General features: G+C 63.8%; 13 protein-coding genes and 2 pseudogenes. 7 read left to right on the top strand and 8 right to left on the bottom strand.

Going from position 1 to position 15,167, the window contains the following annotated elements:
- Nucleotides 1-64 precede the first annotated feature (64 nt).
- Both F3J15_RS14105 and F3J15_RS14100 read left to right on the top strand, forming a co-directional pair.
- Complete coding sequence (locus F3J15_RS14105; RefSeq protein WP_166891757.1) at nucleotides 65-1,474, top strand: 3-deoxy-7-phosphoheptulonate synthase class II; 1,410 nt, start codon at nucleotides 65-67, stop codon at nucleotides 1,472-1,474.
- A gap of 14 nt (nucleotides 1,475-1,488) precedes the next feature.
- Nucleotides 1,489-1,699: pseudogene (locus F3J15_RS14100) on the top strand (IS3 family transposase); the annotation flags it as partial.
- A 553-nt stretch (nucleotides 1,700-2,252) separates the two neighbouring features.
- Here F3J15_RS14100 and F3J15_RS14095 read toward each other — a convergent pair.
- The 4 genes from F3J15_RS14095 to F3J15_RS14080 form a co-directional block, all read right to left on the bottom strand.
- Nucleotides 2,253-3,374, bottom strand: a complete 1,122-nt coding sequence (locus F3J15_RS14095) for a DUF2827 domain-containing protein (RefSeq protein WP_166891755.1) — start codon at nucleotides 3,372-3,374, stop codon at nucleotides 2,253-2,255.
- Between the two features lie 231 nt (nucleotides 3,375-3,605).
- The gene (locus F3J15_RS14090) at nucleotides 3,606-4,604 is read right to left on the bottom strand and encodes an ABC transporter substrate-binding protein (protein WP_166891753.1); all 999 of its coding nucleotides are present in this window, start codon (nucleotides 4,602-4,604) and stop codon (nucleotides 3,606-3,608) included.
- Nucleotides 4,605-4,650: 46 nt separating this feature from the next.
- Nucleotides 4,651-4,995 carry a DUF3088 domain-containing protein gene (locus tag F3J15_RS14085; protein ID WP_166891749.1) on the bottom strand — a complete coding sequence of 115 codons (345 nt, stop codon included), beginning with the start codon at nucleotides 4,993-4,995 and terminating at the stop codon, nucleotides 4,651-4,653.
- 120 nt (nucleotides 4,996-5,115) lie between these two features.
- On the bottom strand, nucleotides 5,116-5,481 hold the full coding sequence (locus F3J15_RS14080; RefSeq protein ID WP_166891747.1) for a hypothetical protein: 366 nt from the start codon (nucleotides 5,479-5,481) through the stop codon (nucleotides 5,116-5,118).
- Between F3J15_RS14080 and F3J15_RS14075 the strand changes: the two genes are divergently transcribed.
- From F3J15_RS14075 to F3J15_RS14060, 4 genes are all read left to right on the top strand, one after another.
- Nucleotides 5,480-6,664 carry a porin gene (locus tag F3J15_RS14075; protein WP_166891745.1) on the top strand — a complete coding sequence of 395 codons (1,185 nt, stop codon included), beginning with the start codon at nucleotides 5,480-5,482 and terminating at the stop codon, nucleotides 6,662-6,664. The genes F3J15_RS14080 and F3J15_RS14075 overlap by 2 nt on opposite strands.
- A 133-nt stretch (nucleotides 6,665-6,797) precedes the next feature.
- Nucleotides 6,798-8,072 (top strand): sulfite dehydrogenase, encoded by a 1,275-nt coding sequence (soxC, locus tag F3J15_RS14070; RefSeq protein WP_166891743.1) that lies wholly within the window; start codon nucleotides 6,798-6,800, stop codon nucleotides 8,070-8,072.
- The gene (locus F3J15_RS14065) at nucleotides 8,065-8,589 is read left to right on the top strand and encodes a cytochrome c (RefSeq protein WP_166891741.1); all 525 of its coding nucleotides are present in this window, start codon (nucleotides 8,065-8,067) and stop codon (nucleotides 8,587-8,589) included. The genes soxC and F3J15_RS14065 overlap by 8 nt, the downstream gene beginning before the upstream one ends.
- A 109-nt stretch (nucleotides 8,590-8,698) precedes the next feature.
- A complete protein-coding gene (locus tag F3J15_RS14060) occupies nucleotides 8,699-9,886 on the top strand; it encodes an LLM class flavin-dependent oxidoreductase (protein WP_166891739.1) in 1,188 nt (395 codons plus the stop codon).
- A 2-nt stretch (nucleotides 9,887-9,888) separates the two neighbouring features.
- On the opposite strand, the gene F3J15_RS14055 is transcribed toward F3J15_RS14060, so the two are convergent.
- From F3J15_RS14055 to F3J15_RS14040, 4 genes and pseudogenes are all read right to left on the bottom strand, one after another.
- Nucleotides 9,889-11,250 (bottom strand): LLM class flavin-dependent oxidoreductase, encoded by a 1,362-nt coding sequence (locus F3J15_RS14055; RefSeq protein ID WP_166891737.1) that lies wholly within the window; start codon nucleotides 11,248-11,250, stop codon nucleotides 9,889-9,891.
- 40 nt (nucleotides 11,251-11,290) lie between these two features.
- Complete coding sequence (locus tag F3J15_RS14050) at nucleotides 11,291-12,508, bottom strand: acyl-CoA dehydrogenase family protein (protein ID WP_166891735.1); 1,218 nt, start codon at nucleotides 12,506-12,508, stop codon at nucleotides 11,291-11,293.
- A 268-nt stretch (nucleotides 12,509-12,776) separates the two neighbouring features.
- Nucleotides 12,777-13,056, bottom strand: a pseudogene (locus F3J15_RS38215) (oxidoreductase); the annotation flags it as partial.
- A 467-nt stretch (nucleotides 13,057-13,523) separates the two neighbouring features.
- Nucleotides 13,524-14,462 (bottom strand): response regulator, encoded by a 939-nt coding sequence (locus F3J15_RS14040; RefSeq protein ID WP_166891732.1) that lies wholly within the window; start codon nucleotides 14,460-14,462, stop codon nucleotides 13,524-13,526.
- Between the two features lie 230 nt (nucleotides 14,463-14,692).
- On the opposite strand from F3J15_RS14040, the gene F3J15_RS14035 reads away from it, so the two are divergent.
- Complete coding sequence (locus F3J15_RS14035; protein WP_069249535.1) at nucleotides 14,693-15,166, top strand: thioesterase family protein; 474 nt, start codon at nucleotides 14,693-14,695, stop codon at nucleotides 15,164-15,166.
- Nucleotide 15,167: the final 1 nt, after the last annotated feature.

Genomic DNA, 15,167 nt, shown 5'->3' with positions numbered 1-15,167 from the left:
GTCGCTTGCATGCCAGGCGACGACACCCGCTCGATCGGCAGCATTTCATTATGGGAGTGGAACTGTGGAATGCAATCTTTCTTCGGCGCGCGTTGCCGCGAATTGGACGCCCGCTTCCTGGAAGACGAAGCCGGCGCTGCAGCAACCGGTTTATCGCGATGCGGCGGCGCTCGATCGCGCCCTGACGCAGCTGCAGGCACTGCCGCCGCTCGTCACCGCATGGGAAGTGCTGACGCTCAAACGCAAGCTCGCGGACGCTGCGGCGGGACGATGCTTCTTGCTGCAGGGCGGCGACTGCGCGGAAAGCTTCGACGATTGCACGGCGCCGATCATCGCCAATCGGCTCAAAGTGCTGATGCAGATGAGCCTGGTGCTCGTGTATGGCTTGATGCTGCCGGTGGTTCGGGTCGGCCGCTTTGCCGGCCAGTACGCGAAGCCGCGCTCGGCGGATACCGAAACGCGCGACGGTGTGACGCTGCCTTGCTACCGCGGCGACATCGTCAACGCCAGCGCTTTTACGAAAGACGCGCGCGAGCCCGACCCGAAGCGCCTGCTCGAGGCGCATTCCAAATCGGCGCTGACGATGAATTTCGTGCGCGCGCTGAGCGATGCCGGTTTTGCCGATCTGCGCCACTCCGAACATTGGGATCTCGCTTGGGCCTCGCATTCGCCGCTTTATGACGAGTATCGCAAGATGACGCACTCGATCGGCGAATCGCTGCGCTTCATGGAGGCGCTCGCGGGCGAGCCCGCCGGCAGCGATGCGAGAGTCGATTTCTATACGTCGCATGAGGTTCTGCTGTTGAACTACGAAGAGGCGATGGCACGGCAAGTGCCGCGGCATTGGGGCTGGTTCAACCTGTCGACGCATTTTCCGTGGATCGGCATGCGCACCGCGCAGCTGGACGGCGCGCATATCGAATACTGCTCCGGTATCCGCAATCCGATCGGCCTGAAAGTCGGGCCCGGGGTGAGCACCGACCAGTTGCTGCGCACGATCGACGCGCTGGACGCCACGAACGAGGCCGGCCGGTTGACGCTCATCACGCGCATGGGCGCGGCGAAGATCGAAGCGGAGTTGCCGAAGCATCTGCATGCCGTCAAGGCCGAGGGCCGGCGTGTCTTGTGGTGCTGCGATCCGATGCACGGCAACGGCGAAACGACCCCGGGCGGCGTGAAGACACGGCGCTTCGAGAACATCCACGCCGAGCTCGAGGCGGCCTTCGACATTCATGCCGCCTGCGGCACGCATCTGGGCGGCGTGCATCTGGAGCTGACCGGGGAGGACGTGACCGAATGCCTGGGCGGCGCGCGCAATCTGACTGAGGCCGATTTGGCCCGCGCTTACAAGTCGACGGTCGATCCGAGGTTGAACTATGAGCAGTCGCTGGAGATCGCGATGCTGATTGTGCGCAAGTTGGGTATGACGCGGGTTGCCGAAATCGGCGCCAAGTGGGAATTGGCGTATGCGTAGCGGGGCGGCATGAGGCTGGCAAGGGCTGCTTGCCCGACAACGCAGCGTGCGAAGGCTTCTGGACGGCTGAAAACGGAACTGTTTTACTCTCGGGACTGGCAGACCGTCAGCACCGACCAGTTCATTGAGGTCGTTGACTCGTACATTCGTTGGTACAACGAGAAACGGATCAAGATCTCGCTTGGCGCACTCAGTCCGATTGAATACCGGGAGAGCCTCGGGCTGGACGACATAAACCAGTCCAAGAATTCCGCCGCACCCCCAGACACGACATTAGGATATGGCTGCTACAACGGAAAAATGTGATCATACATATTATGTCAAATTAATGATATTCGCTGATTGCCATGGATACAGGACCGGCCATCTCGCTGGAGCACTTGGGCGGCCCGTATGGGTATTGCTGTCGGCTGCACGCGATGAGCGTTGGTCCGACAGCCATCGCGACGCGCCGTGGTACAGGCCCATGCAGTTGTATCGGTAAGCGACATGGGTGGACTGGCGCAGACTGATATCGGAAATGGCGGAGGCGTTGTCCGGCCAGGACACGGTATGGTAGTCGATGTCAATTAGGCACATCGCCAGCGAGCGTGCTGCCCGAGATAAGCGTTGAGCATCAAATAGCGCATTCAACGGGTACGACCAACCTCACTCCACTTGTTGCTACCGGCTCTCGGTCAATGCCGATCTCAAGACAGCAGCGATGTGTACATTCCGAATAAAATCTCACTCGCCTCAGTCAACGACTTATTCGACCTCACAATGAAATATCGTGAATCTAATCAAAAAGACCGATCAGCAGTCGGTCATACGATTCGATCTGCCTCGAATTTGTCGACAAAAATCCACCGATAAATTCGCGCTGCCGATTCTTGTAGTCGACCCATTTTTCATCGTGCGTATCCATTGCCTGCCCGAGTTGCAGAGCACCCTCCTCCACATCCTGTTTATTATAAAAATAACCAAGCTCGCGACAGAGAAATGCGTTATGAATCAATGCATACCCGTTCCAGCAAACATCGAAATAGAAGTAGTTCAGCGCGAGCCCTGATTGATGGGATATTACGATATCGGTGTATTCTGAAAGAAACTGAGGGGTGCTGTAATAACCGACAAAGCTTACCTTTGAATCTCGCACAAGGTCCAGGTGGTGCGCGATGCCAATAAATTCGGGGCTGTTTTTTGCAAGATGCTCCGTGTTCGTCGCGTGCACATAAGATATCTTTTCACCAAATCTTCGATAGCCCAGTTCTGCGATCAAGAGCGGATAGAGGCAAAACTTCGTAACGTCGATATTCGGCTCCATGATGGAGAGGCGCTTCGGTTGGCCGCTTGGACGATATTCCCCGCGATGCGGGAGCGCTGCCGAACGCTCTTCGATGCACATCGGGTCCCAAACGAACGGGACTTCACGAACCGGCTGGCGCCGTAATACGCTGAAGTAGCTCGCGCTGGTATCGACAACTTGCGGGATGATCCACACTTGATCATAACGTTGGTTGATGAATACCGTTTCCGCATGCCGTCTGCCGAAAATCATGGCCTGCATCATGTGCACGTATTCCGGACCGCAGCAATAGCTCACGACTTTTGTACCGCGTGCCTGCAGATACGCGGTTTGCTGCTGGTCAATTTGTCCCCCGAGTTCGATCAGGACATCGAGCGAGTCTTTCGTATCGTCGAACGAGCGTATCGGATACTGCGTGGTATCCCACGGAAGTTCCGACGTGATCTTGACGTTCGTGGTGTTGACGAGGGTTACCTGATGCCCAAGAGGCGAATGTTGAAAGAGCTTCATCAGATACAAGGCGTTCTGCTTGATGCCGTTGACCCAGAGACTCTCTGCCGCGTGGTGAAGGCCAATTGTGATACCGATGCTGAGTGAGCGCGCCAAACTCATGGGGGGTTCTCCAGGATGCCCATCCAATAAAGAGTTAGATCATAGCGCTGCACTGATCTCGAGCTGTCAAGAACTGTCAAAATGTGACATGCGGCTCGGCACGGTTGATCCTGCTTCCTCGGGCCGCGACGGTTGGCGCCATCAAAAATGTGCTCCTACCCGGGACGTTTGTTAAATAGCTTGAATGCCCGCCAACGTGCGAATGATTGGGCGCCTTCTCATGGCCCTCGATCACGTCGCCGCGACCAGCGCGTTGAACGACGTATCCCACAGCGGCGCCACATTGGCCGGCCCATCCAGCACACCGATCCGCGCGAACACATCCGCGACCTGCTGATGCTGCGCCACCACGTCGGGCGTCACCGGCAGCAGCGCGTAGTCTTCGCTGCGCTGATCGAACATCGCGACGAGATCGGCAACCGGCACGCGCGTCTCGCTGTTCTGCACGAGCGCATAGTCGCGGAAATGCCCGTTCGCCCACGCATACGCGCGCCGGAACCGCAGCAGCAGATCGCCCGTCGCCGCGCGACGGCGCGCATCGTCGAGCGTGCGCGGGTTCGCATAGACCGGGAAGTTGCCCGACAGATAGCCCTTCCCCGTCTTCAGCACGCGCGCACCGTAGCGATTGCGCGCGAGCTGGCCGTTGTAGCCGTAAATCGCCCATGCGTCGATGTCGCCGCGATCGTAGGCGGACAAGCCATCGGTCGGTGACAGGTTGATCGGCTGGATATCGTCGAAGCTCAGGCCGGCCTCCTTGAGCTGGCGATACAGGAAGTAGTGCGACGTCGTCGCACGCACGTACCCGACACGCTTGCCCTTCAGGTCCGCGATGCCGCGGATCGGCGTGTCCTTGCGCGCGAGCGTGACCTGGTTGTTCAGGTCTTCGCGCACACGGGTGATGAGCCGCACGTTGGCCTTCTGTCGCGCGGCGAACACGGCCGGAATTTCGCTACCCGAACCGATGTCGAGCGCATCCGCGTTGAGCGCCTCGATGTGCAGCACGCCGTTGTTCAGCTCGCGCCAGTCGATCCGGTACGGTGTGTCGGCCAGCCCCGCCGCCTGCAACAGCGCGCGCCAGCCGCCCTTGTAGGTTGCGACGCGCAACGTGGTGCCGGCGAGATCGGTGTTGATCGCGGGCGTGGCGGAGGCGGCCTTCGCGGCCCATGGCGCCGCCGCCGCCGCGGCACCGGCAAGCAGCAAACGGCGACGTGCCGCCGAAATTGACGACATCGGATACTCCTGTCGGTCGATCAAACGGAAAGTGAAAAACGCCGCGTCAATGCAGCACCGGAAATCCGTGGCGCTCGGCCAGCAGTTCGAGGATGCGGCGCGCGTCGGTGACGAAGCGCACGTCGCCGAGCGTCTGTGCGTCGTCCGGCGCCGGCTGGTCGCGGCCGAGCACGAGGACCGGCAGCCCCTGGTGTGCTTCGTCGAGCGCGTCGATCACTGCGTGCCGCGGCCGCTCGAAGCCGACGCGCTTCACGTCGATTCGACCCGCGTGATCGGGCGCGCTCGCCAGCAGCCCCTCGATCGACAGTCCATGCGGGCAGACGAAGCGCTGGCCCGGATGCTTCGGATCGGCAAAGCCCGGTTCCAGCAGAAACAGCACATCGCGACTCATGACAGACGGCTCCCGTGTTCGTTGTCCAGCCGGGATGAATGGGCTGGGGCGCCCTTCTGCTCCCGGAGCATGCCGGCCCGAGGCCGGATGCCCGACTCTACCGTCATGCGTCGCACGGCCCTACCAACGTTTTGCGGAATCGATATGCGGCCGCACGTAGCGCATCGGGCGAGCGCCGCACAGCGGGCGTTGCGTAAAAACATCGCGCGCCGGGCCGCAGGTATTGCGCACATCGAACGATTTCATCGATCGATATGACGGCGCCCACGTGTATCCGGGGCTCGACGTTCGCCGTTCGCGCGATGCGTTCGTCGCAGCATGGGTACCGGACGCGATCACGGCGCACATGCCGGGTTTGCGGCAACACACATTGCAAATCGGCCGCGCGGCGATTTGCAAACCACGGATCGACCGTTCGCCGGCACCGCCGTCGTCAATAGGATCGTGATCCTCACAGATGTACCCATAAAAACAGAGGATAGTCATGATCAAAAAATCGGTAGTCCTGGGTTTGGTTTCGATCGGTTCGGTCAGCGCGCATGCGCAGAGTTCAGTCACGTTGTACGGCGTCGTCGATGCCGGTTTCGCTTATACGAACAATCAGGGTGGCGCGAGCAACATCCAGCAGACGAGCGGCAAGCTGAGCGGCAGCCGCTGGGGCCTGAAAGGCGTGGAAGATCTCGGCGGCGGCCTGCAGGCGGTCTTCACGCTCGAAAGCGGATTCCGGCCGAGCGACGGCGGGCTCGGCCAGGGCGGCCGCCTGTTCGGCCGCTCCGCATACGTGGGACTCGCCAGCAAGGGGCTCGGCACGCTGACCTTCGGCCGCCAGTACGAGCCGATCACCGACCTCGTTGCGCAGTACTCGGGGTCCGGCTTCTGGTCGCCGGCCACGCACGTGGGCGACAACGACAACTTGAACCAGAGCTTCCGGCTGAACAACGCGGTGAAGTTCCGCAGCGACACGATCGCCGGCTTCACGGCCGACCTGCTCTATGCGTTCAGCAACCAGGCCAACGGTGGCGCGGGCACCGGATTCTCGAACAACAACGCGTGGGGCGCGTCGGCGAACTACGTGAACGGACCGTTGTCGGTGGGCGCCGGCTATGTCCGCATCAATCATCCGAATTCGACGTCGAATACGAGCGGCGCGGTGGGCGGTGCGACCTCCACCACCGGCAACGATTACAGCGGCGGATTCTTCTACGGGCTGAACGGCGGCGTGCTCAAGCAACAGATCGGCGTGGCCGGCGCGAACTACGCGCTCGGCCGTGCGACGCTGGGCTTCGCGTGGAGCCACACGCAGCTCGACTATCTCGACGGCTCGTCGCGCAAGTTCAACAACTACGACGTGAACGCGCGTTACCAGATCACGCCGGCCGCCACGCTGATCGGTGTCTACACGTTCACCGACGGGCGCGCGAGCGGCCTGCCGGGCACCAGCGGCCAGACGCTGAAACCGCGCTGGCACCAGTTCACGCTCGGGTTCGACTACGCGCTGTCGAAACGCACCGATATCTACCTGTCCGGCATCTACCAGCTCGCGGCCGGCGACGCGAGCACGGCAACGGCGGGCGGCTATCGCAAGATCGCGGCGATCTCGAACATCGGCAGCGCGTCGTCGACGAACCGCCAGGTCGCGTTAGTCACTGGGCTGCGCGTGAAGTTCTGACGGCGCGCGCATCGGGCGCGGTGCAGCGTGGTGCGATAAGCAAAGCGGGAATCGTTGTTTGTCGCGCCAAGCCCGGTTGTCGAGAATGGGCGATTCCCCGCGTGCTGCCCCGGCGCACGATACGCATTCGACCATGACCGACTCCCGTTTCCCGCCCCATCCACCGCGCAGCAGCCGGCGCGCGGCACTGCGCCAACTCGCCGGCGGATGGGCGGCAGCGATGCTGCCTGCCCGCGGCGCGCTGGCGAGCCAGCCGCTCGCCCCGCTCTCTCCGCTCGACGTGCCGCCATGGACACGCGGACCGGGTGCGCCGCTACTGTCGCCACCCTACGGCGTGCCGGGGCCGCACGAACGCGACGTGATCCGCCGCAGCGCCCGCACGCCGGCATTGCCCGGCTCCGGCTCGTCGATGACGCCGCTCGCCGACCTGTTCGGCGACATCACGCCGAACGGCCTCGTCTACGAGCGTCATCATGCGGGCGTGCCGGAGATCGATGCGCAGCGTCATCGCATCGTCGTGCACGGCCTCGTGCGCGAGCCGCGCGTGTTCACGATCGACGACCTGCTGCGCTTTCCGTCCGAGTCGCGGATCCACTTCCTCGAATGCTCGGGCAACACCGGCAGCGAATGGAACGGCCCGAGCGGGCTGCCCGTTCAGTTCACGCATGGGCTGCTGTCGTGCTGCGAATGGACGGGCGTCCGGCTGTCGACGCTGCTCGACGAAACCGGCATCGATCCGGACGCGCGCTGGCTGCTCGCCGAAGGCGCCGACGGTGCGGCAATGACGCGCAGCCTGCCGCTTGACCGGATCCTCGAGCGCGCGCTCGTCGTCTATGCGCAGAATGGCGAACGGCTGCGCCCCGAGAACGGTTATCCGGTACGGCTGATCGTGCCGGGTTTCGAAGGCAACACGAACATCAAGTGGCTGCGGCGGCTGAAGCTGGTGCGCGCGCCGGAGATGACGCGCGAGGAAACGTCGAAATACACGAACCTGCTGCCTGACGGCTGCGCGCGCCAGTTCGTGTTCGAGATGGATGCGAAGTCGGTCATCACACGGCCGTCGGCCGGCCATCGGCTCGCCGCGCACGGCTATTACCCGATCGGCGGCTACGCGTGGTCGGGACGCGGCCGGATTCGCGCGGTCGACGTCTCGACCGACGGCGGCCGCACATGGCGGCCCGCGCGACTCGCTGGAGACGTGCGCGATCGCGCGCTGACGCGCTTCGAAGCCGACTGGATCTGGAGCGGCGAGCCGGCCGACCTGCAAAGCCGCGCCACCGACGACACCGGCTATGTGCAGCCAACCCGCGAGGCGCTCGTCGTCGCCCGCGGCGTCAACTCGCAGTACCACTACAACGGCATCCAGAACTGGCGCGTCGGCGCGGACGGCGAGGTGCGCAATGCGTAAACCGCTTGCCTGCCTGCTCGTCGCATCCCTGGGCGTCCCGAGCGCATTCGGCGCGGGCTACGGTCTAGGCCAGCCGGTCGACCGTGCGGCGCTCGCGGCGTGGGACATCGACGTCGCGCCCGACGGCAGCGGCCTGCCGCCCGGCTCGGGCACGGTCGCGCGCGGCGCTCACGTGTTCGCGGACAAATGCGCGATGTGCCACGGCGCCGGCGGCGAAGGCAGCGTCGGCGATCCGCTCGTCGGCGGACTGGGCTCGCTCACGAGCGCCAAGCCGAAAAAGACGGTCGGCAGCTACTGGCCGTACGCGACGACGCTGTTCGACTACATCCGCCGCGCGATGCCGTACAACGCGCCGCAATCGCTGAGCGCGGACGAAGTCTATGCGGTCACCGCGTATGTCCTCCATCTGAATGGCATCGTGCCCGGCGATGCACGGTTCGACGCGCGCACGCTGCCGCGCGTGCGGATGCCGAACCGCGACGGGTTCGTGTCCGATCCGAGGCCCGGCACGCTATGACGCGGCTCGAACCACGCGCAGGCACATCGTGCATGACACCCGGGCGATTCGCCACCGCACGTGCGTCGCGTTGTCGTCCGGACCCTGTCCAACCCGCAAGGAAGCCTTCATGAGCGACACTTCCGTCGCCGCTCCGGTCGCGCCGTCGCCGTTCGTCGACGTTCGCTCACCGGCGGATTTCCCCGACAGCCCGGTGTCGCGCGTCCTCGCGCAGCCGCTGATGCTCGGGCTGTTCCTGCCGATCCAGGCCGGCGGCTGGAGCGCGTCGACGCTGCCGCGCACGACCGACTGGACCTTCGACTACAACGCCGACCTGGTCGCGCGCGCGGAGGCCCTCGGCTTCGATCTCGTGTTCGCGCTGTCGCAGTGGCTGCCGAAAGGCGGTTACGGCGGCGTGTTCGACGGCCAAGCGCTCGACTCGTTCATGACGCTGGCCGCGCTGACCGCGCGTACCGAACGGATCATCCTCGTCGCGACGAGCCACGTGCTCTATGGGCCATGGCATCCGCTGCATTTCGCGAAGTTCACCGCGACGCTCGATCACATCTCGCGCGGGCGCTGGGGCATCAACGTCGTGACCGGCCACCGCGCAATCGAGCACGAGATGTTCGGCTGGAACCGGATCGAACACGACCGGCGCTACGAAATGGCCGCCGAATTTCTCGATGCGGTCCAGCAGTTGTGGGCGCAACCGGACAATTTCAGCTATACGCCGGCGCTGTCGAGCTGGCGGCTGGGCGGCGCATTCGTGACGCCGAAGCCGCGCTACGGTCGCCCGCTGCTGATCAACGCGACGGGCTCCGATGCGGGCATCGACTTCGCGGCACGCTATTCGGACATCGTATTCGTCACGAGCCCGGCCGGCCCGGATGCCGAACGCGCGCTCGACGCCCTGCCCGCGCATACCGCACGCGTGAAGGCCGCTGCTGCAGCGCGCGGCCGGACGATCCGCACGCTGCTCAACCCGCTCGTGATCTGCCGCGAAACGGCAGCCGAAGCGCGCGCGTACCGCGATGCAATCGTCGCGCACGCGGATGAAGGCAGCTTTCATCGCTTCGACAGCGATGCGCATGCGTGGCGCGGCGGCTTCGACCAGCGCTCCCAGGCGGCCGCGCGCGCGATCGGCGGCAATATCTCGATCACGGGCTCGCCCGAGGAAGTCGCCGATACGATCGTGCGGCTGCATCGCGCGGGCATCGACGGCATCCAGCTGAGCTTCTACGACTTCAAGCCCGATCTCGACTTCTTTGGTGAGCGCGTGCTGCCGCTACTGCACGCCGCAGGTTTGCGGCGCTGACGTCAAGCGGCCGTTTCGGTACGGGCGGTGGTGTCGTGGCGTACGGGCCGCCGCAGCCCCAGATGCTCGCGCAGCGTATGGCCCGCATAGTCGTTGCGAAACAGCCCGCGGCGGCGCAACTCGGGCAGCACCAGCGCGATGAAATCGTCGAGGCCGCCGGGCAACGTCGGCGCCATCACGTTGTAGCCGTCCGCGCCGGAACGCACGAAGCGCTCTTCGAGCTGGTCGACGATCTGTTCCGGCGTGCCGACGAGCTGCCAGTGGCCGCGCGCGCCTGCGACACGCAAATAGAGTTCGCGGATCGTCAGGTTTTCGCGGCGCGCGAGCTCGATCGTCAGTGCCTGCCGGCTCTTGCTGGCGTTCGTCTCCGGCAGCGGCGGAATCGGACCGTCGAGCGGATACGCGGACAGGTCGAATCCACCGGTGAGGCCCGATACGAGCGCGAGCCCGACCGTCGGGTCGATCAACGACTGCAACGCGTCGAATTTCTCCCTCGCTTCGCTTTCGGTACGGCCCACCACCGGAAACACGCCAGGCATGATCTTCAGCGTATCGGGATCGCGGCCGAACGCCGCGAGCTGGCCCTTCACGTCCGCATAAAACGCGACCGCGTCGTCGAGCGTCTGCTGCGCGGTGAAGATCACCTCGGCCGTGCGCGCGGCCAGCCGCGTACCCGCCGGCGACGAACCGGCCTGCACGACGACCGGATGTCCCTGCGGCGGCCGCGCGACATTCAAGGGCCCGCGCACCTGGAAGAAGCGGCCGCGATGGTCGAGCACGTGGCGCTTGTTCGGATCGAAGAAGCGGCCCGATGCGCGATCGCGCACGAACGCATCGTCGTCCCAGCTATCCCAGAGGCCACGCACGACATCCGCGAACTCCTCCGCACGCGCATAGCGTTCGGCGTGATCGAAATGCGCGTCGCGATTGAAATTGCGCGCCTCGTGCTCACTCGACGACGTGACGAGGTTCCAGCCCGCTCGACCGCCGCTGATGTGGTCGAGCGATGCGAACTTGCGCGCGATGTGGAACGGCTCGTTGAAACTCGTCGACGCGGTGCCGACGAGGCCGATCCGCCCGGTGACGGCCGCGAGCGCCGACAGCAGCGTCAGCGGCTCGAATTGTGCGATGTAGCTGTGCGCGGTGCGACTCAGGAACTCGACGTCGTCTCCGCGCGTGCCCACGCCGTCGGCAAGAAACACGAGATCGAATTTCGCGGCCTCGGCCGCCTGGGCAAGCCGTACGTAGTGGCGAAAATCGACGCCTGCGTCGGCCTGCGAACCGGGATGGCGCCACGCGGCGATGTGATGGCCGGTCGGGTACAGGAATGCGCCGAGATGCAGGTATCCGGTGCGGGTCGTCATCGGGACGGGTTTCCAAAAAATAGGACCGCGCGCGGCCAGGTCAGAACACGCGGCCTTCGGTCAGGTGTGTCGTCACGCCGTTCAGCTCGTAGTCGCCGATCACGCGCGCCTTGTGCAGCAGCGGGTTGTGGCTGAAGATCGTGCGCAGGTTGCGCCAGTGCCGGTCGAGGTTGTGTTCGCGCGCCGTCGCCGACGCGCCGCCGACTTCGAACAGCCGCTCCGCCGCATGCAGCGCAAGCTTGCTGACGATGAGCTGCGTGCGTGCCGTTGCGAGCGCGCTGTCGAGCACAAGGGCATGCGCATCGGCGTCGCCGGCTTCGATCGCGTCGGCGGAACGGTCGAGCGTCCGCGCGTTTTCGCGCACGAGCCCGTCGATCGCGTGGCTGTGCGCGGACAGCTCGCCGACGACCTGCTGGATGAAATGATCGTCGCGCGCGGTCGGCGCCGGGCTGTGCAGCACCGGGCGGCCGTGCGCGAGCACGTAGCGGCGCGCATCGGCAACCACGTTGCGCACGATGCCAGCGCCCGTCGCGACGAGATGCAGCTGCCGCAGCGCGCCGCAATGGCGGCCGACGAGCGTCGAACCGTCGCGCGCGGCGACTTCATCCGCGAACACCTGCACGTCGTTCAGCAGCAGACTGCCGCTCGCGGTCATGCGCTGGCCCATGCCGTCCCAGTCGTCGAGCACCTGCACGCCGTCCCGCGCGACAGGAATGATCACGGCGACCGCGTCGCCCTGCTCGTTCTCCACGTTGATGCGCGCGAAATCGGCAAACGCGGTGCCGGTCGAATAGTATTTGCGGCCCGTCACGCGATAGTGATCGCCGTCCCGACGCAACACCGCGGTGTTCTCGCCGGGCCGCGACGTGCCGCGCTCGGTTGACGCGCCGCCGAAGATCGCGCCGGCCAGCGCCCGCTCGAGCTGCACGTCGTTGAACGGCGTGCGCGGCGACAGCCGCAGCGTCTCGATCTGGTCGTAGTGGATCCGCAGCGCGTGTGCGAGATTCGAATCGGCGGCGGCCAGCGTCGCGATCGTGTCGAACAGATCGACCAGCGTGCCGCCGAGGCCGCCGCGTTCAACCGGAATCCGCAGCACGCCCAGCGCCGAGCGGCGGAAGATCGCAAACCCATCGAACGGCAGTTCGCGACGCGCCTCGCGTTGCGCGGCATCCTGCCCGATCGCATTCGCGAGATCGGGTAGCGCGGCAAGCGCGTCGCGCAACGTGTCGCGCGGATCGACGGCATCACGGGCAGTCATTCGGCAAGTCCTTGTTCGGGAAGATCGGGCGCTGCGCAGCGCGATCGCGGCCTTCGCGAACCGCTACCTGCGCAGCATCGCAAAGTATAGGGACGCAACTGACGCGCGCGAAAAACCGATTTCAGCTTACGTTATGCCCGCGCCGGGATTGATCGGGGAGATGCGCGTCGCGTGTCGCCCGCCCCGCGGATAAGCGGCCGCGCGGGAATCCCGCACCGGCCGCGAGACCTTGTCGTTGCCGGTGCATTCCGCCATGAGCGCTTCGGTGTCCCGGATGCAGCGAATAGGCGCGCACGCCAAACGGTGTGCCGAGCACGTCGAGCTGCACTGCGAACAGCGTTGGCAGTCTTTGACTGCCCGTACGCCAGCCATTTGTCGTAGCCGTGTGCGACCTGGACGTCATCCCAGCGAATCGGTGACAGCCGGTGCCCGAGCGACGACACTGCGACCACGCGGGCGCCGTCGCCCTGCGCGAGCACGGGCCACAATCCATTGAAGAGCGCGTAGTGCCAAAGATGGTTGACGGCCATCCGCGTTTCGCGGCGATCACGGCGACGCTCTCGATTTCAGTTCGATAGCCGCATTCCCGCGCGTATCCATGGCGTTGGGCGTCTGAGGGCGTCCATTTCAATGCATGACGCGCCCTGCGGACGCAATGCGGCGAACGATCTCAATCGACGCGACGTGAAAACGAACTTCAACGCGCCAGTCGGAAATTTGCGGATCGTTTGTCGCTGCAGCTTTTGTGAATCGTAATGACAACATCAGATCGAGAATCGATCGATATTGGGAGCGCGTGCAGACCGCTGGTCAACGGTCTGCACTGAAAGGATGTGCCGTCTATTGGAATATTGGAAAAGTGGGCGGCCCTCGGAACAAGGCGCAATTGGAACAAAATTCCGCGCTGCTGATAACTGTCAATATTGACAGGTATTGTTCCAATTTGAGTGGTTTCCGAGTTGACGACAGCACCGCCTCGCCGATTCTTTCCGTTTGAAAATGGGCGGATGATCTTTTACGCGTGACGCCATTTTGCCAATGTAGGCAGTTCGCGCTCGGCGGCCGGATCATCCAGGCGGATCCAGCTATGAAACGTGCCGTGCCATCCCGGAACGGGTAGCGGGGCCGCGCAGCGAATGTCCGCGAGGCCCGGCCGATAGGCCTGAAATGGCCAGAATAGCGGCATGATGCGGCGCGCTTCCATGCCTTGGCGCAATTCGGCCGGTCCGCCCGCGTCGGACACGATATCGCATTGGAACGCCCAGTCCTCTTCGCTCCAGGCGAGAAATACACTGGGCGCGCCGACGGCATCGAACATCAGCACCGCGTCCTGATTGGGGCGCCAGTAGTATTCGACGATCCCTTCCCGCGCGGCCACCTCATCGATCAGTTTGACGATCCGTGGATCCCGGTAGGTCGCCCCCGCTTCATGCAGGCTGATGTGCCCGCGGGCCGCACAGCACTTGCGTTTTGCGTCATCCAGCACGGTTGCCAGCTTGCGCGCCATCTCGACGTCGGTTTTCTTCAGATAGCAATCGATCAGCCCCGCGTTGAAGGCGGCCACAGCCTCGCGCTCGTCGGCGATGCCGGTGAGCAGGATTTTCGTGCAGTTCGCGTTGCGGATGGAGGTCAGAAACTGGATGCCGTCGACCTCCGGCATCGAATAGTCGACGACCACCGCGCCCACCGCCTCGAATCGGGCTGGATCGGCGAGCGCATCCTCGCCGATCGCATTCCCGCCGGATTTCTCCGCACCGAAATAGTCCGCGGCCGTGGGTGGCATCTCCGCGTCACGCGACGACACGAAGTCGAGCGCCGCCTGGGGGTGCGTAAAAAAGCGGTTCAGGCGTTCGTCCGGAAATGCGCCCCGCAGCGCCTGCAGGAAATCCGGATTGTCGTCGACAAATACCACGGACACGGGGTAAAGCACCGGCTGCCTAACGAAGGGTTGCATAAGAGTCTCGATAAATCAGCAGAAGAGGATGCGGTATCGGAGACGCTTTACCGCGAATGATTATCGCGGCAATTATCCGGCGAAAGTGGGACGCACATCAACTGCTTCTCATTCGCGAATTCGGCATGTTTCGATCGCGCGCTCGGGAGAATTGCACGGGGAGAATCGGGCCATTCCTTCTCGTTGAAGGAATGCGCCGCTACCGCCAGTAGCGATTCAAGGAGTTATCCATGTTGACGCGAGACGCAATTCTTCACGTCCTTTCCAACGAAACGGCACATCTGTCCGAGAAAACCTTCCACCATGTGGTCGATATTTACCTCAAGGATTCCAATGCCTTCATGAATACCTATTTCGCACGCTATTTCGAATGGCAGGGCGTGTGCCGTGAACGCTGGTTTCACGAATGCATCCACAACAACCTGATGGGGGCCGGCGGGGCATTCGTGACGAAGCGCGCGCATCAGGAATACATCCATGAGACGTTTCCGTTCCAGCGCGTGGATTGCTATCTCAATACGTTCGAGGTTCGGCAGTGTTCGGCCTATCTGCTGTTTCGCTTCTACGTTGACGGACGGCAGGTGTCGCTGGGGTATCAGCAGATCGTATTTGCCGGTTCCGACAAGCGGATCCGCCGGTTTCCGCCGGGCATCATCGAACGGGTCAAGGCGTATGAACTGATCCTGCCGTCCACCGCGAACTGAA

The organism is Burkholderia sp. Ap-955 (assembly GCF_011753045.1).
In the GTDB taxonomy this organism is placed as follows: Bacteria; Pseudomonadota; Gammaproteobacteria; order Burkholderiales; family Burkholderiaceae; genus Burkholderia; species Burkholderia lata_D.
Note: the sequence above shows the minus strand (reverse complement) of the source record. Positions and strands in the feature narration are given on the sequence as shown.

What these genes read in the sequence shown, in the direction of transcription:
- F3J15_RS14090 (WP_166891753.1), bottom strand. Translation starts at nt 4,604, where the DNA reads ATGTCGTCAATTTCGGCGGCACGTCGCCGTTTGCTGCTTGCCGGTGCC.
- F3J15_RS14065 (WP_166891741.1), top strand. Translation starts at nt 8,065, where the DNA reads ATGCGTAAACCGCTTGCCTGCCTGCTCGTCGCATCCCTGGGCGTCCCG.
- F3J15_RS14095 (WP_166891755.1), bottom strand. Translation starts at nt 3,374, where the DNA reads ATGAGTTTGGCGCGCTCACTCAGCATCGGTATCACAATTGGCCTTCAC.
- F3J15_RS14085 (WP_166891749.1), bottom strand. Translation starts at nt 4,995, where the DNA reads ATGAGTCGCGATGTGCTGTTTCTGCTGGAACCGGGCTTTGCCGATCCG.
- F3J15_RS14040 (WP_166891732.1), bottom strand. Translation starts at nt 14,462, where the DNA reads ATGCAACCCTTCGTTAGGCAGCCGGTGCTTTACCCCGTGTCCGTGGTA.
- F3J15_RS14035 (WP_069249535.1), top strand. Translation starts at nt 14,693, where the DNA reads ATGTTGACGCGAGACGCAATTCTTCACGTCCTTTCCAACGAAACGGCA.
- F3J15_RS14060 (WP_166891739.1), top strand. Translation starts at nt 8,699, where the DNA reads ATGAGCGACACTTCCGTCGCCGCTCCGGTCGCGCCGTCGCCGTTCGTC.
- F3J15_RS14080 (WP_166891747.1), bottom strand. Translation starts at nt 5,481, where the DNA reads ATGACTATCCTCTGTTTTTATGGGTACATCTGTGAGGATCACGATCCT.
- F3J15_RS14050 (WP_166891735.1), bottom strand. Translation starts at nt 12,508, where the DNA reads ATGACTGCCCGTGATGCCGTCGATCCGCGCGACACGTTGCGCGACGCG.
- soxC (WP_166891743.1), top strand. Translation starts at nt 6,798, where the DNA reads ATGACCGACTCCCGTTTCCCGCCCCATCCACCGCGCAGCAGCCGGCGC.
- F3J15_RS14075 (WP_166891745.1), top strand. Translation starts at nt 5,480, where the DNA reads ATGATCAAAAAATCGGTAGTCCTGGGTTTGGTTTCGATCGGTTCGGTC.
- F3J15_RS14055 (WP_166891737.1), bottom strand. Translation starts at nt 11,250, where the DNA reads ATGACGACCCGCACCGGATACCTGCATCTCGGCGCATTCCTGTACCCG.